Raw genomic sequence first — 20,433 nt, forward strand, 5'->3', positions numbered from 1 at the left:
GTGCCATCGCCATCGCCTGAGGAGTTCCATGTCCCGCGCCGCCATCACCGTCGACCGCGATTTCACTGTCGGTCCCGTACCGAGACGACTCTTCGGATCGTTCGTCGAGCACATGGGCAGGTGCGTGTACTCGGGCATCTTCGAGCCAGGGCATCCTGCCGCCGACGAGAACGGCTACCGCACCGACGTGCTCGAGCTCGTGAACGAGCTCGGCGTGAGCGTGGTGCGCTACCCGGGCGGCAACTTCGTCTCGGGCTACGACTGGGAAGACGGCATCGGTCCCGTCGAGTCGCGCCCCCGCCGCCTCGACGGCGCATGGCACACCGTGGAGACCAATGCATTCGGCCTGCACGAGTTCGCCTGCTGGGCGACGAAGGCGAACGTCGAGATCATGGAGGCCGTGAACCTCGGCACCCGCGGTGTGGATGCCGCCCGCCGTCTCGTCGAGTACGCCAACCACCCAGGCGGCACCTACCTCTCCGATCTGCGCAAGAAGAACGGCGCAGCCGACCCCTTCGGCATCAAGCTCTGGTGTCTGGGCAACGAGATGGACGGCCCGTGGCAGATCGGCCACAAGACGGCGCACGAATACGGCAGGCTCGCGCAGGAGGCCGGCAAGGCGATGCGGCTCGTCGACCCGTCGATAGAACTCGTCGCCAGCGGCAGCTCCAACCGCGGCATGCCGACGTTCGGCGCGTGGGAGCAGACGGTGCTGGAGCACACCTACGACGTCGTCGACTACGTATCGCTGCACGCGTACTACGAGGAGACCGGCGGCGACACCGCGAGCTTCCTCGCCTCCGGTGTCGACATGGACCTCTTCATCGAAGGGGTCATCGCGACCGCCGATGCGGTGCGCGCCAAGGGCAGGCACCGCAAGCACATCAACCTCTCCTTCGACGAGTGGAACGTCTGGTACCAGTCGACGCGCGAGGGCGACGACCAGCCGACGACCATCGAGGCGCGCGGCGGGTGGCACGAGCATCCTCGCATCATCGAGGACGAGTACGACGTGACCGATGCCGTTGTCGTCGGCACCCTGCTCAACTCGCTGCTGCGGCACGGCGACCGGGTAGCGATCGCGAACCAGGCCCAGCTGGTCAACGTGATCGCGCCGATCAGGGCCGAAGCGAACGGTCCGGCCTGGCGGCAGTCCGTCTTCTGGCCGTTCGCGAGGATGTCCGAGCTCGCGCGCGGCGAGATCCTGCGGCTGTCGACCACCGCCGACCGCGTCGAGACGGCGAAGTACGGCGACGCCGACGTGGTCGATGCGAGCGCGACCTGGGACGAGGCATCCGGCCGCATCGCCTTCTTCCTCGCCAACCGAGGACTCGACGAGGCTGCGGACGTGACGGTGACGCTGCGCGGCCTGACGGCGGGTCGTGTGACCCGTGCCGAGGTGCTGCACGCGCCGGACGGTGCCGATCGTTTCGCCACGAACAACGAGCAGAATCAGCACCGCGTCCGCCTCGCGCCGCTCACCGACGTGGCCACGGAGCACGAGACTCTGCGGGTCGCACTGCCCCCGCTGTCGTGGGCGGTCGTCGAGATCGAAGCGGCCAGGGCGTAACGGGCGGCGGCGCGCAGCAGGCTCAGCCGGCGGCGTCGGAGCCGGCATCCCCTCCGCCGCTCGCGTCGAGCAGCGCGCGCAGCTCACCGAGGGCACGATGGATCTCGCGCACGATCTGCTGTCGCCCGAGGCCGCGCGGCGTGCTCGCCACGCTCATGAACGCCACCATGACGAGCTGCACGGCGAGCCGGGCGGTCTTCGGGTCGCTGCGCTGCTCCGCCAGTGACACCAGTCCGCCCTTGTGCTCCTCCGCCCACTGATACATCGTGGGCACGAGCTCGGGATGCTTGAGAATCAGCGCCCCCGCTCGCTTGCGGTCCTGGGGCAGCCCGTCGGAGAACCCGGCGACCAGCTCGACGAGGTCGTCGATCAACGACGCCGAGCCGTTCAAGAAGGCCTCGCGGTCGCGATCCGGGATGCTGCCGTCCGGCAGCCCGAGGATCGCGGCGTTCTTGCTCGGGAAGTAGTTGAAGAACGTGCGTGGCGACACCCCCGCCGCGGCGCAGATCTCCTCGACTGTGGTGTCGGCGATGCCCTTCGCCGCGACGAGCTCGTTCGCGGCGACACGGAGCCGCTCTCTCGTCTCACGCTTCTTGCGTTCGCGCAGGGATTCGCTCGCCGCTGCGCCGGTCGTGTCGGTCACGACATTCATTCTGGCCTCCTTGCCGCGCGTGCCGGGCCCGCGGCTGCGGGTCCGGCACGCGCGATCCGTCTCGCCGGCTACACCGCCAGGCTCTCCTCGAGCTCGTCGATCTTCGCGTCGTCGTCCGCCTGCTCCTGCAGTGCGGAGCGCTCGCGAAGCGGCGGAGCCTTGAAGAAGATGCTGAGCACGAACGCGACGAGCATCACGATCAGCCCTGTCACGTACACGACGCTCGTCGCCGAGGTGAACCCGGTGAGGAACGGCGTGGTGAGCCGCTTGTCCGCGCCGTTCAGGAACGACGTGTCGCTCATGCTGGAGCCCGACGACGAGGTGGTGGCTCCGTCGATCTTCCTGGCGATGGTCGGAACCACCTCATCGACGACCGCCGTGCGCTGCGCGGTGTTCGAGTAGTCGACGGCCAGCTTGCCGTCGATGACCGAGACGCCCGCCTTGGCGGCTGCCGCGTTCAACGCCTTCTGCGTCGCCGCCGGGAGCGCTGCTGCGACCTGCTGCTTGATCACGGCATCCGCCTGATCGGCGGGCACGGCACCGAGAACGACGGCCTGCTGCACGCCGGTGGTGACCTGCGCGGTGACCGCCTTCGTCACGGCCGTCTCGACCGAGGAGGTGGCGGCATCCAGCTTCGTACCGACCTGCTTCTCGATGGGACCGACGATCGGCGTCCAGATCTGCTTCATCACGGCCTTGTTGGCAGGCGCCGTCGCGACGGTCGGGTTCATGGCGGCGTCGAGCGCGGAGGTCAGGTCGGACTTGTCGGCCATCGCGGTGGAGATGCTGCCAGGCATCACCGAGAACAGCACGGAGAGCAGCACCGCGGTGCCGAGCGTGCCACCGATCTGGCGGAAGAAGGTGGCGGCGCTGGTGGCGACGCCCATGTCCTTCGGCCGAACAGCGCCCTGCGTGGCCAGCGTGAGCGCCTGCTGGATGAGGCCGAGGCCGAATCCGGCGATCACCATGACGCCTGCGAGGAACCAGATCGACGAGTCCACCCTGAGCATGGTGAGCAGGCCGTAGGCGATCGCGACGAGGCCGATGCCGATCGTGGGGAACCACCGATACTTGCCGGTCTTCGACACGAAGACGCCGGAGCCGATCGAGGCGACCATGAGTCCGCCGATCATCGGCAGCATGGCGAACCCGGATGCCGTCGGGTCGAGGCCCACGACGATCTGCAGGTAGAGCGGGATGGTCAGCATCGCGCCGAACATGCCGAAGCCCACGAGGAAGCCGAGCACGGTGGCCATGGAGAACGTGCCTGAACGGAACAGCTTGAGCGGGATGATGGCATCCTCGCGCATGCGCCATTCGATGATCAGGAACGAGATGAGGCCCAACGCACCGATCACGTAGCAGGCGATCGAGCCGGCCGAGGTCCAGCCCCACTCGCGTCCCTGCTCGGCGACCAGCAGGAACGGAACGAGCGTGACGATGACGGCGGATGCCCCGTACCAGTCGATGCGCGGCCGCACGTGGTCCTTGCCCACCTTCGGCAGGTGCAGGAACATCCACACCATGGCGATCGCGACGAGTCCGATCGGCACGTTGATGAGGAACACCCAGCGCCATCCCGTGATGCCGAGGATCGAGCTCGCACCGGCGAACACGCCGCCGATGAGGGGACCGATGACCGACGAGATGCCGAACACGGCGAGGAAGAAGCCCTGGTACTTCGCACGCTCGCGCGGGGCGAGGATGTCACCCATGATGGCCAGCGGCAGCGACATCAGCGCTCCGGCGCCGATGCCCTGGAAGGCGCGGAACGCGGCCAGCTCGATCATCGAGGTCGAGAAGCTGGAGAGCAGCGAGCCGACGATGAACACGGCGATGCCGAACAGGTACAGCGGCCTGCGGCCGAAGACGTCGGAGAGCTTGCCGTAGATGGGCACCATGATCGTCGACGTGATCATGTAGGCGGTGGTGACCCACGCCTGCTGGTCGAGGCCGTGAAGGTCATCGCCGATGGTGCGGATGGCCGTGCTCACGATGGTCTGGTCGAGAGAGGCCAGGAACATGCCGGCCATCAGGCCGACGATCACCAGCATGATCTGGCGTGGAGACATCACGGGAGAGCGGCGCTCCCCCATGAGTGCGCTGGAGGGCTCCCGCGCGGTGACAGTGGATGACATGGACGATCCTTCGATTGGATGAGGCGTGCCCGGTACGCCTTCGATACCCAGGACAACAATATGCAGTACTGCAATATTGCACTCCTGCACTTTAAAGTGTGCTGGGAATCGTTCCGCACACGCAGCAGCCGGGCGTGAAGAACTCGTCTTCACGCCCGGCTGCTGAATATGGATGCGCTACAGAACCTTCGAGAGGAACGCCTTCGTGCGCTGGTGCTGCGGGTTGGTCAGCACCTCCTTGGGATCCCCGGCCTCGACGACGACACCGCCGTCCATGAAGACGACGGAGTCGCCCACCTCGCGGGCGAAGCCCATCTCGTGGGTGACGACCACCATGGTCATGCCGGTCTGCGCGAGCCCGCGCATCACGTCGAGCACCTCGCCGACCAGCTCCGGGTCGAGCGCGCTGGTCGGTTCGTCGAACAGCATCAGCTTCGGGTCCATCGCGAGCGCGCGGGCGATCGCCACACGCTGCTGCTGACCGCCGGAGAGCTGTGACGGGTAGTGCCCGCTCTGCTGAGCGAGGCCCACCCTGGCGAGCAGTTCTCTGCCGCGCGCGAGCGCATCCGACTTCGACACGCCCTTGACCCGAATGGGCGCCTCGACCACGTTCTCGAGCGCCGTCATGTGCGGAAACAGGTTGAAGTGCTGAAACACCATGCCGATGTCCCGCCGCTGCCTCGCCGCCTCACTCGGCTTCAGCTCGTAGAGCTTGTCGCCCTTCTGCCGATAGCCGACCAGCTGACCGTCGACGTAGAGGCGGCCGGCGTCGATGCGCTCCAGGTGGTTGATGCACCGCAAGAAGGTGGACTTGCCGGATCCGCTCGGCCCGATGACGCACATCACCTCGCCGCGCTGCACCTGCAGCGAGATGGACTTGAGCACCTCGTTGCTGCCGAAGCTCTTCGACAACGTCACCGCGTCGACCATGGGAACGGATGCTCCGCCCCCCGAACCATGGGCCGTCTCGCTCAATGCACTCCTCCCGTGCCCGCCACGGCCGCCGTCGCGACGTCCCGCGCCCCCTGTGCACCGCCGTCTCCGTCTCCGTCGCCGCCGCCGACGGCGGGCCTGCCGCGACCGACGCCGCGGGAGAACCGCCGCTCCAGGAAGTACTGCCCGACCATCAGGATCGAGGTGAAGAACAGATACCAGAGCGACGCCACGATCAGCAGCGGAATGGGCCTGAACGTCACGGCAGCGATATCACTCGTACGGCCGAACAGGTCGAGGGTGAAGGGCACTGCCGCCACCAGCGTGGTGGTCTTCAGCATCGAGATCACCTCGTTGCCCGTCGGCGGGATGATGACCCGCATCGACTGCGGAATCACGACCCTGCGCATGGTCTGCCACCACGACATGCCGAGAGCCTTCGCCGCCTCCTCCTGGCCGGGATCGACCGAGAGCAGGCCCGCGCGCACGATCTCGGCCATGTAGGCCGCCTCGTTGAGCGAGAGACCCACCACGGAGATGAAGAACAGCGGAGGAACCCAGGTGATCGGGATGACCGCCCACGTGTGCACGAACGGAATGCCGATCACGACCGTGTTGTAGATGAGGGTGATGAGCCCCCAGAACACCAACTGCACGTACACCGGGGTACCGCGGAACACCCACAGGTAGAGCCACGCGACCGCCTTCAGCACCGGGTTCGGCGAGAGGCGCATCACCGCGAGGATCAGCCCGAGGACGATGCCGATGATCATCGAGTAGACGGTCAGCTCGAGCGTGACCAACGCCGCCTGGCTGACGCGCTGATCGAAGAGGTACTTTCCGACATCTGGCCAGTCGAAGGCCTTGCGGGAGGCCGCGTCGAGCACGAACAGCACGAACAGCACGATGAGGATGACCGCGATCGCGATGCGCCACGGATGCCGCAGCTTGACCGCCTTGATCGCCTCGGCCCGTTCGGTCGGCACGGATGCCGTCGACGGTTCGGGTGGCTTCGGAATGGAGGTCTCCGGAGCACCTGACTCTGGCGAGTCGCTCATGGCGTTCCTACTGCTTCGAGGCCGCGTCGACTTCGGCCTGCGTGACGGCGCCGTCATCGACGCCCCACTTCTTCAGGATCTTCGTGTAGCTGCCGTCGTCGATCAGGGACTGCAGCGCGTTCTTGATCACATCGGTGAGCTTGGAGCCCTTGTCGACCGCGATGCCGTACGGAGCGACATCGAACGTCTTGCCTGCGGCCTGGATCTTGTCCTTCTGCTTGCTGATCGCGTACTCCGTGATCGGGGAGTCGGCGCTCATGGCATCCACCGGCCGAGGACGAGGGCGTTGGTCGCCTGGTCCTGACCGTCGTACTTGAACACCTGGATGGCGGGCTTGCCTGCTTGAGTGCACGCCTTCGACTTCGCGGGCACCTCGTCGGTGTCCTCGTAGGTTCCGGCCTCGACGGCGACCTTCAGGCCGCACGCGTTGTCGGGGTCGACGGTCTTGCCGATCTGCGAGGCCCAGAGGATGCCCGCGTTGTAATAGTTGACGAAGTCGACCTGCTTCTCCCGCTCGGTGGTGTCGGTGAACGACGAGACCCCGAGGTCGTAACGGCCTCCGGTGATGGACGGGATGATGTTGTCGAACTTGGCGATCGTGTAGTTCATCTTCACGCCGAGCTTGGCGCCGATCGCGTTGGCGAGATCGATGTCCCAGCCGATGGGCTTGCCGCTGGTGTCCTTGTACTCGTTCGGCGCGTACGTGGCGTCGACACCGACCGTGAGCTGACCGGACTTGGCGATGTCCGACGGCAGGGTCTTGGCGAGCGCGTCGTCCTTCTTCACGCCGTACGGGTTGGAGGCTGCGGAACCGGAGCCCGAGCCGGAGCCCGACCCGCCCGAGTTGTCCACGCATCCGGTGAGCAGGAGCGCCGTGGCCACGGCGACCACCGGGAGCGCATATCGAATTCGCATGTGTGTATGACCTTCCTCGTCGTTGAGGCGCGACGCGTGCTGTGATCACGTCGACGGGTCGCCTGGAATGACGACTGACTGCAGGAAAGTCTACGTAATTCGCGGGGCTCACCAGGTGGCGATCGGGTTCGTGCACCTCACGAAAACGCTACGATCTTCGCGTTTCACGCACGTTTCGTGCGGAAAGCGGCCCGACGGCGAACAATCACGTGCTCGCGGCTTCGCCGCTCAACACCTTCCATCGGCTCGGCGCCCCAGTCAGGTGTACTCGCGGCTTCGCCGCTCAACACCTTCCATCAGCTCGGCCGAACGAGCGAGCTCGTTCGGCTCTCGCCTCAGTCAGGTGTACAGCCGCACCGTGCGCTGGGGCTCCTGCGGTGCGACCGGCGCCGAGCCGGGCAACGCGACCTGCTCTCCCTCGTCGAGCGCCTGCCGGATGCGGCGCTTCTCCTGCACGCTCGAGGTGATGAGCGGCAGACCGCGGCGGATGGATGTCTTGATGCGCTCCACAAGAAGCGGCGAGTCGATGCGGTAGTCGTTGAAATCGGACTCGTGCGCGTAGACCCCGACCGGCAGGGTGAGCGCCTGGAAGAACCCGAACAGCGGCCTCAGCTGGTGCTCGACGATGAGCGAGTGCCGTTCGCTGCCGCCGCTTGCCGCCAGCAGCACGGGGGTGTCGACGAGCGCGTACTGGTCGACGAAGTCGAAGAAGTGCTTGAACAGCCCGGTGAACGACGCGCGATACACGGGCGAAGCGACGACGAGCAGGTCGGCGGTCTCGACACGGCGCAGCTCGTCTTCGACGGAACGCGGCAGCTCCGAGCGATTCAGCACGCCCGCGAACTGCGGGCCGACATCCGTGATGCGGATCACGTGCGAGGAGACCTCGAGCTCCTCGGCGAGCTGCCGCAGGATCTCGTCGATGAGCACATCGGTCTTCGACGGGTTGTGCAGGCTGCCGGAGACGGCGACGACGCTCAGCGGCTCGGTCATGCGTGAGTCCTCTCGATCACGGTGCTCGCGGGGGCGGCTGCCCGATGGCATCCCGAAGCGGATCCGTTACGAGACTATGCACGGTGCGAAACGTGCGCGCGCGAGCCCGTCACACGACGACACGTATTCCACACCGCCGCGGCGCGGCGCCCGCTATGCCCCCGCGACGATCTCCCGCAGCGCCTCGCGCCGCTTCGCCTGCTCGATCGGGTCGGGAACGGGAAGAGATGCCAGCAGCTTGCGCGTGTAGTCATCCTTCGGCGAGCCCAGCACCTGTTCGCCCGTGCCCTCTTCGACCAGTCGGCCGTGGTGCATCACCGCGATGCGGTCGGCGACGATGTCGACGACCGCGAGGTCGTGGCTGATGAAAAGGCAGGCGAAGCCGAACTCCTTCTGCAGGTCGGCGAAGACCTCGAGAACGCGCTGCTGCACCGACACGTCGAGTGCGCTGGTCGGCTCGTCGGCGATGAGCAGCGGCGGCTTCAGCGCGATGCCGCGCGCCAGGCTGGCGCGCTGCCGCTGACCACCGGAGAGCTCGTGCGGATACCTGTCGCCGTACGCCCGCGGCAGTTGCACGGCCTCGAGCAGCTCGTCGACGCGGGAACGGGCATCCGCCGCGTTCTCGGCCCTGCCGTGCACGATGAACGGCTCGGCGACGCACTGCGCGATCGTGAGCAGCGGGTTGAAGCTCGACGCCGGGTCTTGGAACACGAACCCGACGCGGTCGCGCACCGGGCGGAAGTGCCGCTCGGCGATGCCGTTCATCTCGTGCCCGAGCACGCTCAGCGAGCCGCCGGTGACCTTGGTGAGACCGGCGATGGCACGCCCGATCGTGGTCTTGCCCGAGCCGGACTCGCCCACCAGTCCGAGCACCTCGCCCGGTCGGATGGCGAAGTCAACGCCATCCACTGCGACGAAGCCCTTCTGCCCGAGACGGCCCGGGTACTGGATGCGCAGCCCCGACGCCTTCACCACCGGCTCGGACTCTGCCCAGCCGTCAGGTCGTGCCTGTGCACGTGCCCGCGCCGTCGCCGTGCCCTCGCCGATGCGCGGCACTGCGCCGAGCAGCCGCTTCGTGTACTCCTGGCGCGGGGAGGCGAACAGGGTGGTGGCCTCCGCCTCTTCGACGAGCTTGCCGTTGTACATCACGGCGACCCGGTCTGCGAGATCGGCGACCACGCCCATGTTGTGCGTGATGAGCACGATGGCCGACCCGAACTCCTCGCGACAGCGCCGCAGCAGGTCGAGGATCTCGGCCTGCACGGTCACGTCGAGCGCCGTCGTCGGCTCGTCAGCCACGATCAGGCGCGGCCCGAGCACGAGCGCCATGGCGATGACGATGCGCTGCTTCTGCCCGCCGGAGAACTGGTGCGGGTAGTAGTCCACCCGGGTCTCCGGCTCGGGGATACCCACCTTGCGCAGGATCTCGATGGTCTGGGCTCGACCCTCCTTCTTCGAGATCTTGTGGTGCGCGCGCAGTCCCTCGGCGATCTGCCAGCCCACCTTGAACACCGGGTTCAACGCGGTGGACGGCTCCTGGAACACCATCGAGACCGCGGGACCGCGCACGGCGCGCAGCTGCTTGTTGCTGAGGGTGACGACATCCACCTCGCCCTTGGCCGTGCTCAGCAGCACGGCGCCCGATGAGGTGGCCGTCTCCGGCAGCAGCCCGAGGATGGTGCGCGCCGTGACCGTCTTGCCGCTTCCCGACTCGCCGACGATGGCGAGCACCTCTCCTGGCGACACGTGCAGGCTCACGCCGTCGACGGCCTTCACCGCTCCGGCGTCGGTGGAGAACGACACGGTCAGATCGTCGATGCGCACCGCGTCTTTCGGTGCAGAGGATGTCTGGGGCTCCGTCGCCGCACTGTTCGCGTTCACTCGCGCACCTCGATTCCCTCTTCCTCGATGCCCGAGCCGGGCTCGAGTCCGTCGAGTCCACCGGGCGCCATGTTCGGCCCGCCGGGCACGACGCTGATGTCGGCCGTCTCGCCCGCCGCGGCCGCGACGGCCCGCCTGCCGCGCAGTCGCGGGTCGGCGAGGTCGTTGAGGCTCTCGCCGACGAGCGTGATGCCGAGCACCACGAGCACGATCGCGAGGCCGGGGTAGAGCGCCGTCCACCAGATGCCGCTCGTCACGTCGGCGATGGCCTTGTTGAGGTCGTAGCCCCACTCGCTCGCCGACGACGGCTCGATGCCGAAGCCCAGGAAGCCCAGGCCCGCGAGCGTGAGGATGGCCTCCGATGCGTTGAGCGTGAAGATCAGCGGCAGCGTGCGCGTGGAGTTGCGGAACACGTGCTTGAACATGATGCGGCCGGTGGATGCCCCGATTACCTTCGCCGACTCGACGTACGCCTCCGCCTTGATGCGCACCGCCTCGGCGCGCGTCACGCGGAAGTACTGCGGAATGTAGACGACGGTGATGGAGATGGCGGCGGCGAAGATGCCGCCCCACAGGTTGGACTGTCCGCCGGAGATGACGATCGACATCACGATCGCCAGGAGCAGCGTCGGGAACGCGTAGATCGCGTCGCAGATGACGACGAGCACGCGGTCGATCCATCCGCCGAGGTAGCCGGAGACGAGACCGAGCAGGACGCCGGCGAAGATCGACAGGATCACGGCCACGACGATCACGAGGGCCGCGGTCTGCGCTCCCCACAGCACACGGGAGAACACGTCGTAGCCGCCGACCGTCGTTCCCCAGATGTGCTCAGGGCTCGGCGGCTGCTGCGAACCGAAGTCCTTGCCGTTCGCGCCGTGCAGCTGGGCGAAGCCGTAGGGCGCGATGAGCGGAGCGAAGATCGCGACCAGCACGAACACGGCGGTGATGACGAGGCCGGTCACGAGCATCCCGCGCTGCACCCCGACGGACTGCCGCACCTGGTGCACGATGGGCAGCCTCGACCAGATGCTGCGCTTGCGCGGCGCGAGCACCGGCACGGTGGCGGTGGTCGTCATGTCAGTACCTCACCCTCGGGTCGATGAGCGCCGCGATGACGTCGACGATGAAGTTCGTGATGGCCACGATCACGGCCAGCATGGCCACAATGCCCTGCACCGCCACGTAGTCGCGCGCCTGCAGGTATTGCGCAAGCTGGAAGCCGAGGCCCTTCCACTCGAACGTGGTCTCGGTGAGCACGGCGCCGCCGAGGAGCAGTGCGATCTGCAGCCCCATCACGGTGATGATCGGAATGAGCGCCGGTCGATACGCGTGCTTGCGCACGAGCCTGAACTCGCTGACGCCCCGCGAGCGTCCGGATGCCACGTAGTCGGTCGACAGCGTGCCGATCACGTTCGTGCGCACGAGGCGCAGGAATACGCCTGCGGTGAGGAACCCGAGCGCGATGCCCGGCAGTACGGCGTGCGCGAGCACATCGCCGACCACGGCGGGATCCCCGGTCTGGAACGCGTCGATCAGATAGATGCCGGTGGGATGATCGAGCGACTGCATGGTGAGCTCGTCGCCCGTCGTCGCCCTGCCGGAGACGGGAAGCCAGCCCAGCCACACGGAGAAGATCAGCTTGAGCAGCAGGCCGGCGAAGAACACCGGAGTGGCGTAGCAGAGGATGGCGAAGATGCGTAAGGCCGCATCCCAGCCCTTGTCGCGGAAGTAGGCGGCGAGCATCCCGAGCGGAATGCCGACGATGAACGCCACGATCAGGGCGTAGAACGCCAGCTCGAGCGTCGCGGCGCCGTAGGTGACGAGCACCGTCGTCACCAGCTGGTGGTCGCTGAACGTGGTGCCGAAGTTGCCGGTGAAGATCTGGCCGAGGTACTGGAAGTACTGCACCAGCAACGGCCGGTCGTAGCCGGCCTCGTGGATGCGCCTGGCCAGCTCGGCGGGAGGAAGCCTGCCGCCCTGCGCAGCCGTGATCGGGTCACCGGTCGAGCGCATCAGGAAGAACACGACGGTGACCAGGATGAACACCGTCGGGATGATCAGCAGGAAGCGGATGACGATGTACCGCAGAAGTCCGCCTCCGCCACGCGTCTTGCCGCCTGGGGCGGACTGCGGTGCGGCCGGCAGAACAGGGTCCGGCTCGTCGAGAAGGGCTGTCATAGGCTTCCTCGTTTGTTACGGGTTTTGGTGCAGATCGAGGCGGGCGGCGTCGCACCGACGACCGCCCGCCTCGACATTACTTACTTCTTGTAGATCGGCGCGATGCGCAGCTTGAACGACGCGTCGAGGGTCATTCCGTGCACGTCGGAGCCGACAACGGCCACCTGCGAGCCCTGCAGCATCGGCAGCGTGGAGAGGTCCTGCGCGACCTTGTCCTGAATCTGCTCGATGAGCTTGGTGCGGGCATCCTTGTCCGTGGTGCCGACCTGCTCCGTGATGAGCTTCTGCACCTCGGGGTTGTCGTAGTGGTTCGCGAGGAAGTTGTCCTTCGAGAAGAACGGCGTGAGGTAGTTGTCGGCGTCGGAGTAGTCCGGGAACCAGCCGAGCTGGTACGCGGGGTAGACGTCGTTCACGCGGTCCTTCGAGTACTGCACGTACTCGGTCGACTGCAGGTTGACCTTGAAGAGACCGCCGGTCTCCAGCTGGTCCTTGATCAGCGCGTACTCGTCGGACGACGACGGGCCGTAGTGATCGGGCGTGTACTGCAGGCTGAGCGCGATCGGGGTGCTGACGCCGGCATCCGCGAGCGTCTTCTTCGCCTTGTCGAGCGACGGTCCGCCGCTGCCGTCGCCGTAGAGCGACTTGAGCGACTCGGTCGCGCCCGTCAGGCCCTGCGGAACATAGGAGTACAGCGGCGTGTAGGTGTTCTTGAACACCTGGCTCGCGATCGCCTTGCGGTCGATCAGGTCGGCTGCGGCCTGGCGAACGGCGAGCGCCTTCTTGGCGTCGGCGTCGGAGGTCTTGAAGCCGTACGGCATCGAGTTGAAGTTGAACACGATGTAGCGGATCTCACCGCCGGGACCGTCGACGATCTTGACCTTCTTGTCGGAGCGCAGGCTCGCGATGTCGGTCGCCGAGAGCTGGCGGTAGGCCACGTCGATGTTGCCCTGCTGGATGTCCAGCTTCATGTTGGGAGCGCTCGTGTAGTACTTCATGTTCACGGTGGCCGTCTTGGCCTTGCCGAGAAGGCCCTTGTAGCCGTCGAACGCCTTGAACTGGATCAGGTTGTTCACCTGGAACGACTTGATGTAGTACTGGCCGGCGAACGCGTCGCCCTTGACGATGGTGGTGTCCGGCGTGACCTTGTCCGCCGAGAACACCTGCTCGTCGACGATCGGACCTGCCGGGCTGGAGAGCACCTGCGGGAACGTCTGGTCGTTGGCCACCTTGAGGTGGAAGACCGCGGTGAGCTTGTCGGGCGTCGTGACGCTCGCGAGGTTGCCGAGCAGCGAGGCCGGACCGTTCGGGTCGTTGATCTTGAGCTGGCGGTCGAAGGTGAACTTCACGTCGGACGACGTGAGATCGTCGCCGTTGGCGAACTTGAGTCCGCTCTTGAGCTTGACCGTGTACTCCGTCGGCGAGGTGAACGACGCGGACTGGGCGATGTCGGGCTTGACGTCCGGGCTGCCGTAGGGCGTGTTCATCAGGAACGGGTACACCTGGTTCATCACCGCGAACGAGCCGTTGTCGTACGAACCCGCCGGGTCGAGACTGGTCGTCTTGTCGGTCGTGCCGATGGTGATCGAGCCGCTGGCGGTGCCGCCTGCATTGTTGCTGTTGCCGGAGCATCCGGTGAGGGCCAGCGCGGCGACTGCGAGGGCCGAGACGACCCCGAGCACGCGCGCACGGCGGGATGATGCCGATTTCATACGGAAAGTGCCTCTCTGCTGTCCGATCTGAATGATCGTGCTGTGAACGAGCGGCACAGGCTGTGCCCATTCACAGTTTCTCAAGTCCTAACACAGCGTTCGACAAGCATGCGCATCGGCGGGGTCCCGCACGGGAGGATCGTTATTCGATGGAAACGCATGTATCGCATTTCGCGCAGATTCATGCGCGTTGACGCAACATCCGTGCGCGGACTTCGACCGCGACGCTCGGTCTGAAAGCATGGGCGATCATGAGCACCCCACACCCTTCCGTCGTGCGTCTCGACGAGCTCGTCATGCCCTCCGGCGCTCTGGGCGCACCGAACCCGCTGCCGCCCATCGCAGGCGGAGCCGACCTGCACAAGGATGCCGCAGGCACCGGCCTCGACGACGAACTGCTGTTCGGCCTCGGCTACGGCGGGACCGACACGGTGCTGCCCTATCTGATGCAAGACGGATACGGACGCGAGCTGAAGCCACAGCGGCACGTCACCGCCGTTCTCGAGAACGAGCGGGTGCGCGCCGAGTTCCTGCTCGATCTCGGAGGACGACTGTGGTCGCTCGTCGACAAGAGCACCGGCAGAGAACTGCTGCACAGCAACCCGGTGTTCCGGCCCGCCAACCTCGCGCTGCGGGGTGCCTGGTTCGCGGGCGGCGTGGAATGGAACCTCGGTACGACGGGCCACTGGCCGCTCACCTGCGCGCCCCTGCACGCGGTGCGGGCACGACGACCCGACGGCACCGAGGTGCTGCGCATGTACGAGTACGAGCGGATGCGCGGACTCATCGTGCGCATCGATGCCTCCCTCGCTCCCGACGCCGCTCTGCTCGTCGTGCAGGTCACCATCGAGAACCCGCGTGACAGCGAGGTGCCGGTGTACTGGTGGTCGAACATCGCCGTTCCGGAGCGCGACGACGTGCGAGTGATCGCACCGGGCGATGAGGCCTATCGGTTCGCCTACGAGGGCACCATGTCGAAGGTGCCCTTCCCCGACGTGCACGGCGACGGGGTCGATCGCAGCTATACGACACGATCCAGGGATGCCGCCGACTACTTCTTCGAGCTCAATCGCGCCCCGATGCCGTGGATCGCCGCACTCGACGGCGACGGTGCTGGCCTCTTCCAGGCCTCGACCTCCCGACTGCGCGGACGCAAGCTCTTCCTCTGGGGCACGGGCGTCGGCAGCCGCCACTGGCAGCGCTGGCTCACCGAGGGCGACCACCCCTACCTGGAGATCCAGGCAGGCCTCGCCCGCACCCAGCTCGAGCACCTGCCGATCCCGGCAGGCACGAGCTGGCGCTGGACCGAGGTCTACGGGCTCGCCCAGGCCGACGCAGCTGCGGTGCACGGATCGTGGCGGGATGCCGTCTCGGCGGGAGCCGAAGCCGTTGCGCAGGCTGGTGCGGGCATGGTGCTCGCGCGGGAGGAGGCTCGCGACACGGCGCACGACGAGGTGGTCGAGGTGCTGCGGCGGGCATCCGGCTGGGGCGCACTCGAGGATGCCAGGCGCGCGAAGGCGGGCGAATCTCCGCTGTCGAGCACTGCCGCCCCGTTCCTGTCCGGCGACCTCGGCGCCGAGCAGCGGTGGTGGATCGCCGCCCTCGACGGCACGACGGACGCTCTCGCCTCCGACCACGCCGAGCCGCCGCTCTCGTATCAGGCCGACCCGGCGTGGACGGAAGCCGTACGACGCGCAGCCGGGTGGCAGGCACGACTCCACGAGGGGGTGCTCGCGGTGGCGAGCGGGGACTGGGAGGCCGCCGGTGACGCGTGGCGGGCATCCCTCGCGCTGGGCGACAACGGCTGGGCGTGGCGCAATCTCGCGGTGGCCGCGGAGCGGGCGGGCGACCACGACGCCGCGGCGACCGCGTACGCGCGGGCACGCGACCTGCTCCCCCACCTGCTCCCGCTCAGCATCGAAGCCGGCAGGCAGCTCCTCGAGGCGGGCCGCCCCGCCGACGCGCTCGAGCTCGTCGGGTCGCTGGGCGTCGCGCAGCGGTCGGACGGGCGCATCAGGTATGCGGAGGCACGGGCGTCCCTCACCACAGGCGACCTCGACCGCTGCGGTGAACTGCTCGAGACGGGCATCGAGATCGCGGACCTCAAGGAGGGCGAGGAATCGCTCGACGGCTTGTGGCTCGACTACCAGGCCGCGCGGCTCGCCGCCGCCGAGGGCGTGCCTGTCGACGATCGGCTGCGCGCCAGGGCGGCGCGGGAGTTTCCGCCGCCCGCACGGTACGACTTCCGCATGCACGTCGAGGAGTGAGCGCCGTCCGCAGCGCATTCGGCGGCGCGCCCTAGGATCGATGGCATGCTCCGTCGCCTCCTGCCCGCCCTGCTGACCGCGCTCGTCGCCGTCGCCGGGTTCGAGGTGACGCCTGCGGCCACCGCGAGCCTCGTGCTGGCCGTGGCGCTCACCGCGGCCGTCTCGATCGCGGCGATGAGGATGCTCGCGCGCACGAGCGCACAGACCCGACCGGTTCGCGTCGGCACGGCTCGCGACGCCTGGCTCGATGCCGTCGTCACGCTCTCCCCCACGCACACGGATGCCCGCGCCATGATGCGCCCGCGGCCTCCGTCGGTCGCGCTCTAGCAGCGCCGTCACCGAACCCTCCGTCTCCGAGACTCCCGTCTCCGGGCGTTCCGTCTCGGGTCGACCCGCGCTGCATCGCGCTCATCGACCACTTTCTCGAGACGTCAGGACTCACACTTCATGGACCCCTTTTCCTTTCCGCCGTTCGCGGCGGTCTTGAGCGGAGCATCCGCTCTCATCACCTCGATGGCCGAGGCGATCGGCGACGTTCTGCCGATCGGTGTCGCCGTGCTGGTCGCGATCGCCGTCGCCACCCTCGCCGTGCGAGCGGCACTCCTCCCCGTCGGGCTGTCGTCGGCCAGAGCACAGGTCGCCCGTTCCAGGCTGGCTCCGCGTCTGCGCGACCTGCAGAAACGGCACGCGAAGGATGCCGTCACGCTCGGTCGCAAGACCCAGGAGTTGTACGCCGCCGAAGGGGTGTCCCCGTTCGCGGGCATGCTGCCAGCGCTGGTGCAGATCCCGGTGGTGTCCGTCGTGTACGGCGTGTTCACGAGGGCGACCATCGCCGGGCACGCCAACGCGCTGCTCGCGCACACCGTGTTCGGAACGCCACTCGGGGCATCCTTCGCCGGCCTTCTCGCGGCGGGATCGGTCGCCCAGCTGGCGCTGCCCCTCGTGTTCCTGCTCGTGATCGCGGCGGCGGCCGTCACGTCTCGACACTTCACACTGCGGACATCGCGGCGGCTGGACCCCAGCGCCCCAGCACCGGGCACCATGGCGCGCGCACTGAGCTGGCTGCCGGTGCTCAGCGTCGTGTTCGCGGCGCTCGCTCCCGTCGCGGCATCCGTGTATCTCGCCGTGACGATGTGGTGGACTGCGGTAGAACGCACACTCGCGACACGTGACCCGCGTCATGTTTGAGCCTTCCTCGCGTCTGCATCAGTAGAGACGACAATGAGGAGGAGACCGCGGACGCCCGACGGGTCGGCGGTCCTCCGACGAGGAGCTGATTCAGGTGACCGGAGACGCGCTCGAGTCCGCTGCGGTCGCCGGCGTCGTCGATCGGCCGCGACTGTACCGCATCCTCGATTCGACCCTCGTACGCGTGTGCATCGTGCAAGGGCCGAGCGGGAGCGGCAAGACGACCCTGCTGAGAAGCTGGGCGACGAAGCACGAGAGCGACCGCACGGTGACCTGGGTGTCGCTCGGCCAGAACACGACGAGTGTGCAGGCCTTCTGGCGGCACGTAGCGAACTGCGCGAAACGGCTGGGCCGCCTCACCCCGGAGGCGGAGGCGCGGGTCAGCGACCAGCTGAACGTGGCGGCAGACCCCGTACAGGTCGCCGTGACACTGCTCGCCGACCTCGGCGAGGTCACGCTGGTGCTCGATGCCTACGAGCAGCTCGGAGACGCACTGCCCGAAGTCGATCGCGACCTCACCCGCCTGCTGTCCGCGCTGCCCGAACTGCGCATCATGATCACCACGAGAAGCGGCACCGCCCTGACCGAGGTCCGTGCGCCGGGCGGAGTGGTGCGCGTGCTGACGCTCGCCGACCTCGCACTGACCCTCGACGAGGTCGACGCTCTGATCGTCGCCCAGACCGGCATCCAGGACAGGCGGCTCGCACACTCCGTGATGACCGCGACCCACGGCTTCGCACTCACCGTGCGATCGGTGGTCCTCGTGCTCGCCCAGCTCGGCAGGGTTCCTCGGGTCGACTCGACGGAGTGGGATGCCGTCGTGGCGGCACGCCTCGAGTCCCTGCTTCCCGACGACGTCACCATGCAGTTCGTCGTCGACACCAGCGTGCCGCCCTACGTCGACGCCGACCTGGCGAGCCGGCTCAGCGGGCATCCCGATCCGGCACGACTCCTCGACACGCTCGAGCACAACGGCTTCGGGCGATGGATCCCGTACGGATGCCAGCATCCGGTGTTCCAGTACGTCGAGACGATCCGCGACACCTTCAGGACGCGCGCGGCAGAAGACCGGGAGGGGTTCAGGCGCTCCTGCATCACCACCGCGCGCTGGCTGTTCGGCAACGACGACGTCGACCAGGCGCTTCGATTCGCGATCGACGGCGGCGACTACGCGCTGGCAGACCGGGTCTTCGTCTCTCTGGTGATCAACAATCCCGACACCTACATCACCGATCGCTTCCTGCCTACGCTCCGCGACATCCCGGAGCCGGTCCTCTCCGAACATCCCATGCTGGCGTTCGGCCTCGGCCTCGCACTCCACGCCAACGCGATTCTGCGCCTTGAGGCGCCTCGCGTGTTCCGGATCGCGATCGACTCCACGGCACGACCCGCGTACCTCGAGCCCACGATCGACGCGTTCTCGATGAACGCCATGCAGGCGATCGCCCGACGTGAGGCGTTCGCGTTCCGCGACTCGGCACGCGCGTGCCTCGACGTGGTGCGGTCGATGGATGCCATCGATCCAGGGCTGCTCACCCGATACGGGGAGCACGTGGGAACGATCCTGCGACAGCTCAGCTATTCGCTGCTGCTGGGCGGCGAGATCGACGAGGCCATCGCCGCGATCAGGCGCTCGGTCGCGCTCTGCACGAGCCAGACGACGCGCAACTATTCGATCGTCTATGCTGCGGGCGCCAGCGCGTTCGCCGGGGACATCGTGCGGTCCACGGCGTTCCTGGACTCGATCGACGGCCAGGCCTGGCCTCAGGAGCTGCGGCACACCTATCTGAACGGCCTCGGCGTCGTCGCGACGGCGTTCGCCCAGCTCGACTCGATGGACTTCGCCGCGGCAGCCGAAACGCTTCGCCAGGCGGACAGCTACACGCCGACATCGGAGTTCTGGCCGTTCTTCACCGCGATCTCGGTCTCGGCACGCCACGGCCTCGGCCAGGCGCAGGCCGAAGCAGCCAGGGTCACGAGGGAATTGAGCGACCCGACGCCTCCCGGCATCGGCGACAGCGTGGCCACCGAGCATCTCTACGCCACGCTCGCACGCGCGTGGCTGGCAGCAGGAGACCGTGCGACGGCCGACCGCCTGCTGCGGGAGCAGCCGGAAGACAGCCCCTACCTCGCCGGCGCACGCATTGCGGCGCTGCTCGCCGCGGGCGACGATCGCGGCGCGTTCGCCCTCGCAGAGCAGTCGATCGGCCTTCGCTCCCACACCCTGCGCACCCGCGCCGACGTGGGAACCACCGGAGCGGTCGCCGCTCTGCGCATCGGCCGCGACGACCTCGCCTGGTCGTGGCTGAACGGGGCATCCGTCACCTGGGAGTCGTACGGGCCTCGGATGCACGTGGCGCTGCTGCCACCACGCGACCGCGAACTCCTCCGCGAGTTCGAACGCGAACGGCACTCGGCATCCATTCAGAGCTACCTCGACATCGCCGCACCGACGGGTCAGGCCGGCACGGTCGCAGTACCGCTGACGTCGCGGGAGCACGTGGTACTGAACGCGCTGGCCGAGCACGGCAGCATCAAAGAGGCGGCGGCAGCGCTCGTCGTCTCGCCGCACACCGTCAAGACGCAGTCGCAGAGCCTGTACCGCAAGCTCGGCGTCTCCTCGCGCCAGGCTGCTCTCGCCGTCGCACGCGAGCTCGGTCTGTTGGAGTGAATCATTTCATCCCGGTACCAAAAGCGGCAGCTATCGGTATGAAATGCGGTGGCTGTCGCTGACAGCCGCCCCCGCGATCGTTCAGAGTCGAAGCGGCAGGACGACCGGTCCATGAGATCTCGTCCCCGTGACACCCGAGATTTCCGGGAGGCCTGCCGGGAACCGCCGCCCGAAACAGACGTGGCCTGAACACGCCCCTCACACCCTCCGACAGGAACCCGTGCGCGTCGTAGCCGCCGTCCGTCGCGTGCGCGGTTCCTCGGCGCCGGACAGCCGG

General features: G+C 67.5%; 16 protein-coding genes. 5 read left to right on the forward strand and 11 right to left on the reverse strand.

Going from position 1 to position 20,433, the window contains the following annotated elements:
* Positions 1-28 precede the first annotated feature (28 nt).
* Positions 29-1,570 carry an arabinosylfuranosidase ArfA gene (gene arfA, locus FPZ11_RS07170; RefSeq protein WP_146319593.1) on the forward strand — a complete coding sequence of 514 codons (1,542 nt, stop codon included), beginning with the start codon at positions 29-31 and terminating at the stop codon, positions 1,568-1,570.
* 22 nt (positions 1,571-1,592) lie between these two features.
* Here the strand turns inward: arfA and FPZ11_RS07175 are convergent, their stop codons facing one another.
* The 11 genes from FPZ11_RS07175 to FPZ11_RS07220 form a co-directional block, all read right to left on the reverse strand.
* A complete protein-coding gene (locus tag FPZ11_RS07175) occupies positions 1,593-2,213 on the reverse strand; it encodes a TetR family transcriptional regulator (RefSeq protein WP_246846579.1) in 621 nt (206 codons plus the stop codon).
* Positions 2,214-2,290: 77 nt separating this feature from the next.
* Positions 2,291-4,360, reverse strand: a complete 2,070-nt coding sequence (locus tag FPZ11_RS07180; protein WP_246846580.1) for an MDR family MFS transporter — start codon at positions 4,358-4,360, stop codon at positions 2,291-2,293.
* A 177-nt stretch (positions 4,361-4,537) separates the two neighbouring features.
* Entirely contained in the window at positions 4,538-5,290 is a 753-nt protein-coding gene (locus tag FPZ11_RS07185; protein WP_146319597.1) for an amino acid ABC transporter ATP-binding protein, read from the reverse strand.
* 41 nt (positions 5,291-5,331) lie between these two features.
* A complete protein-coding gene (locus FPZ11_RS07190; protein ID WP_146319599.1) occupies positions 5,332-6,351 on the reverse strand; it encodes an amino acid ABC transporter permease in 1,020 nt (339 codons plus the stop codon).
* 7 nt (positions 6,352-6,358) lie between these two features.
* Complete coding sequence (locus FPZ11_RS20420) at positions 6,359-6,610, reverse strand: type 2 periplasmic-binding domain-containing protein (protein ID WP_246846581.1); 252 nt, start codon at positions 6,608-6,610, stop codon at positions 6,359-6,361.
* A complete protein-coding gene (locus tag FPZ11_RS07195; protein ID WP_246846582.1) occupies positions 6,607-7,266 on the reverse strand; it encodes a transporter substrate-binding domain-containing protein in 660 nt (219 codons plus the stop codon). Before FPZ11_RS07195 ends, FPZ11_RS20420 begins: the two co-directional genes overlap by 4 nt.
* Positions 7,267-7,605: 339 nt before the next feature.
* Positions 7,606-8,259 carry an FMN reductase gene (msuE, locus tag FPZ11_RS07200; RefSeq protein WP_146319601.1) on the reverse strand — a complete coding sequence of 218 codons (654 nt, stop codon included), beginning with the start codon at positions 8,257-8,259 and terminating at the stop codon, positions 7,606-7,608.
* A 153-nt stretch (positions 8,260-8,412) separates the two neighbouring features.
* Positions 8,413-10,140 carry a dipeptide ABC transporter ATP-binding protein gene (locus FPZ11_RS07205; RefSeq protein ID WP_437438624.1) on the reverse strand — a complete coding sequence of 576 codons (1,728 nt, stop codon included), beginning with the start codon at positions 10,138-10,140 and terminating at the stop codon, positions 8,413-8,415.
* Complete coding sequence (locus FPZ11_RS19475; protein WP_146319603.1) at positions 10,137-11,219, reverse strand: ABC transporter permease; 1,083 nt, start codon at positions 11,217-11,219, stop codon at positions 10,137-10,139. The genes FPZ11_RS07205 and FPZ11_RS19475 overlap by 4 nt, the downstream gene beginning before the upstream one ends.
* Position 11,220: 1 nt before the next feature.
* Positions 11,221-12,321 carry an ABC transporter permease gene (locus tag FPZ11_RS07215; protein ID WP_146319605.1) on the reverse strand — a complete coding sequence of 367 codons (1,101 nt, stop codon included), beginning with the start codon at positions 12,319-12,321 and terminating at the stop codon, positions 11,221-11,223.
* An 80-nt stretch (positions 12,322-12,401) separates the two neighbouring features.
* Positions 12,402-14,030 (reverse strand): ABC transporter substrate-binding protein, encoded by a 1,629-nt coding sequence (locus tag FPZ11_RS07220; RefSeq protein WP_146319607.1) that lies wholly within the window; start codon positions 14,028-14,030, stop codon positions 12,402-12,404.
* 251 nt (positions 14,031-14,281) lie between these two features.
* On the opposite strand from FPZ11_RS07220, the gene FPZ11_RS07225 reads away from it, so the two are divergent.
* The 4 genes from FPZ11_RS07225 to FPZ11_RS07240 all read left to right on the forward strand — a co-directional run bounded on the left by FPZ11_RS07225 (position 14,282) and on the right by FPZ11_RS07240 (position 20,156).
* Positions 14,282-16,297 (forward strand): DUF5107 domain-containing protein, encoded by a 2,016-nt coding sequence (locus tag FPZ11_RS07225; RefSeq protein ID WP_146319609.1) that lies wholly within the window; start codon positions 14,282-14,284, stop codon positions 16,295-16,297.
* Between the two features lie 45 nt (positions 16,298-16,342).
* Complete coding sequence (locus FPZ11_RS07230) at positions 16,343-16,624, forward strand: hypothetical protein (RefSeq protein ID WP_146319611.1); 282 nt, start codon at positions 16,343-16,345, stop codon at positions 16,622-16,624.
* A 120-nt stretch (positions 16,625-16,744) separates the two neighbouring features.
* A complete protein-coding gene (locus FPZ11_RS07235; protein ID WP_146319613.1) occupies positions 16,745-17,485 on the forward strand; it encodes a YidC/Oxa1 family membrane protein insertase in 741 nt (246 codons plus the stop codon).
* Between the two features lie 94 nt (positions 17,486-17,579).
* Positions 17,580-20,156, forward strand: a complete 2,577-nt coding sequence (locus tag FPZ11_RS07240) for an NACHT domain-containing protein (RefSeq protein ID WP_146319615.1) — start codon at positions 17,580-17,582, stop codon at positions 20,154-20,156.
* Positions 20,157-20,433 lie beyond the last annotated feature (277 nt).

The sequence above is a fragment of the Humibacter ginsenosidimutans genome (genome assembly GCF_007859675.1).
GTDB lineage: Bacteria > Actinomycetota > Actinomycetes > Actinomycetales > Microbacteriaceae > Humibacter > Humibacter ginsenosidimutans.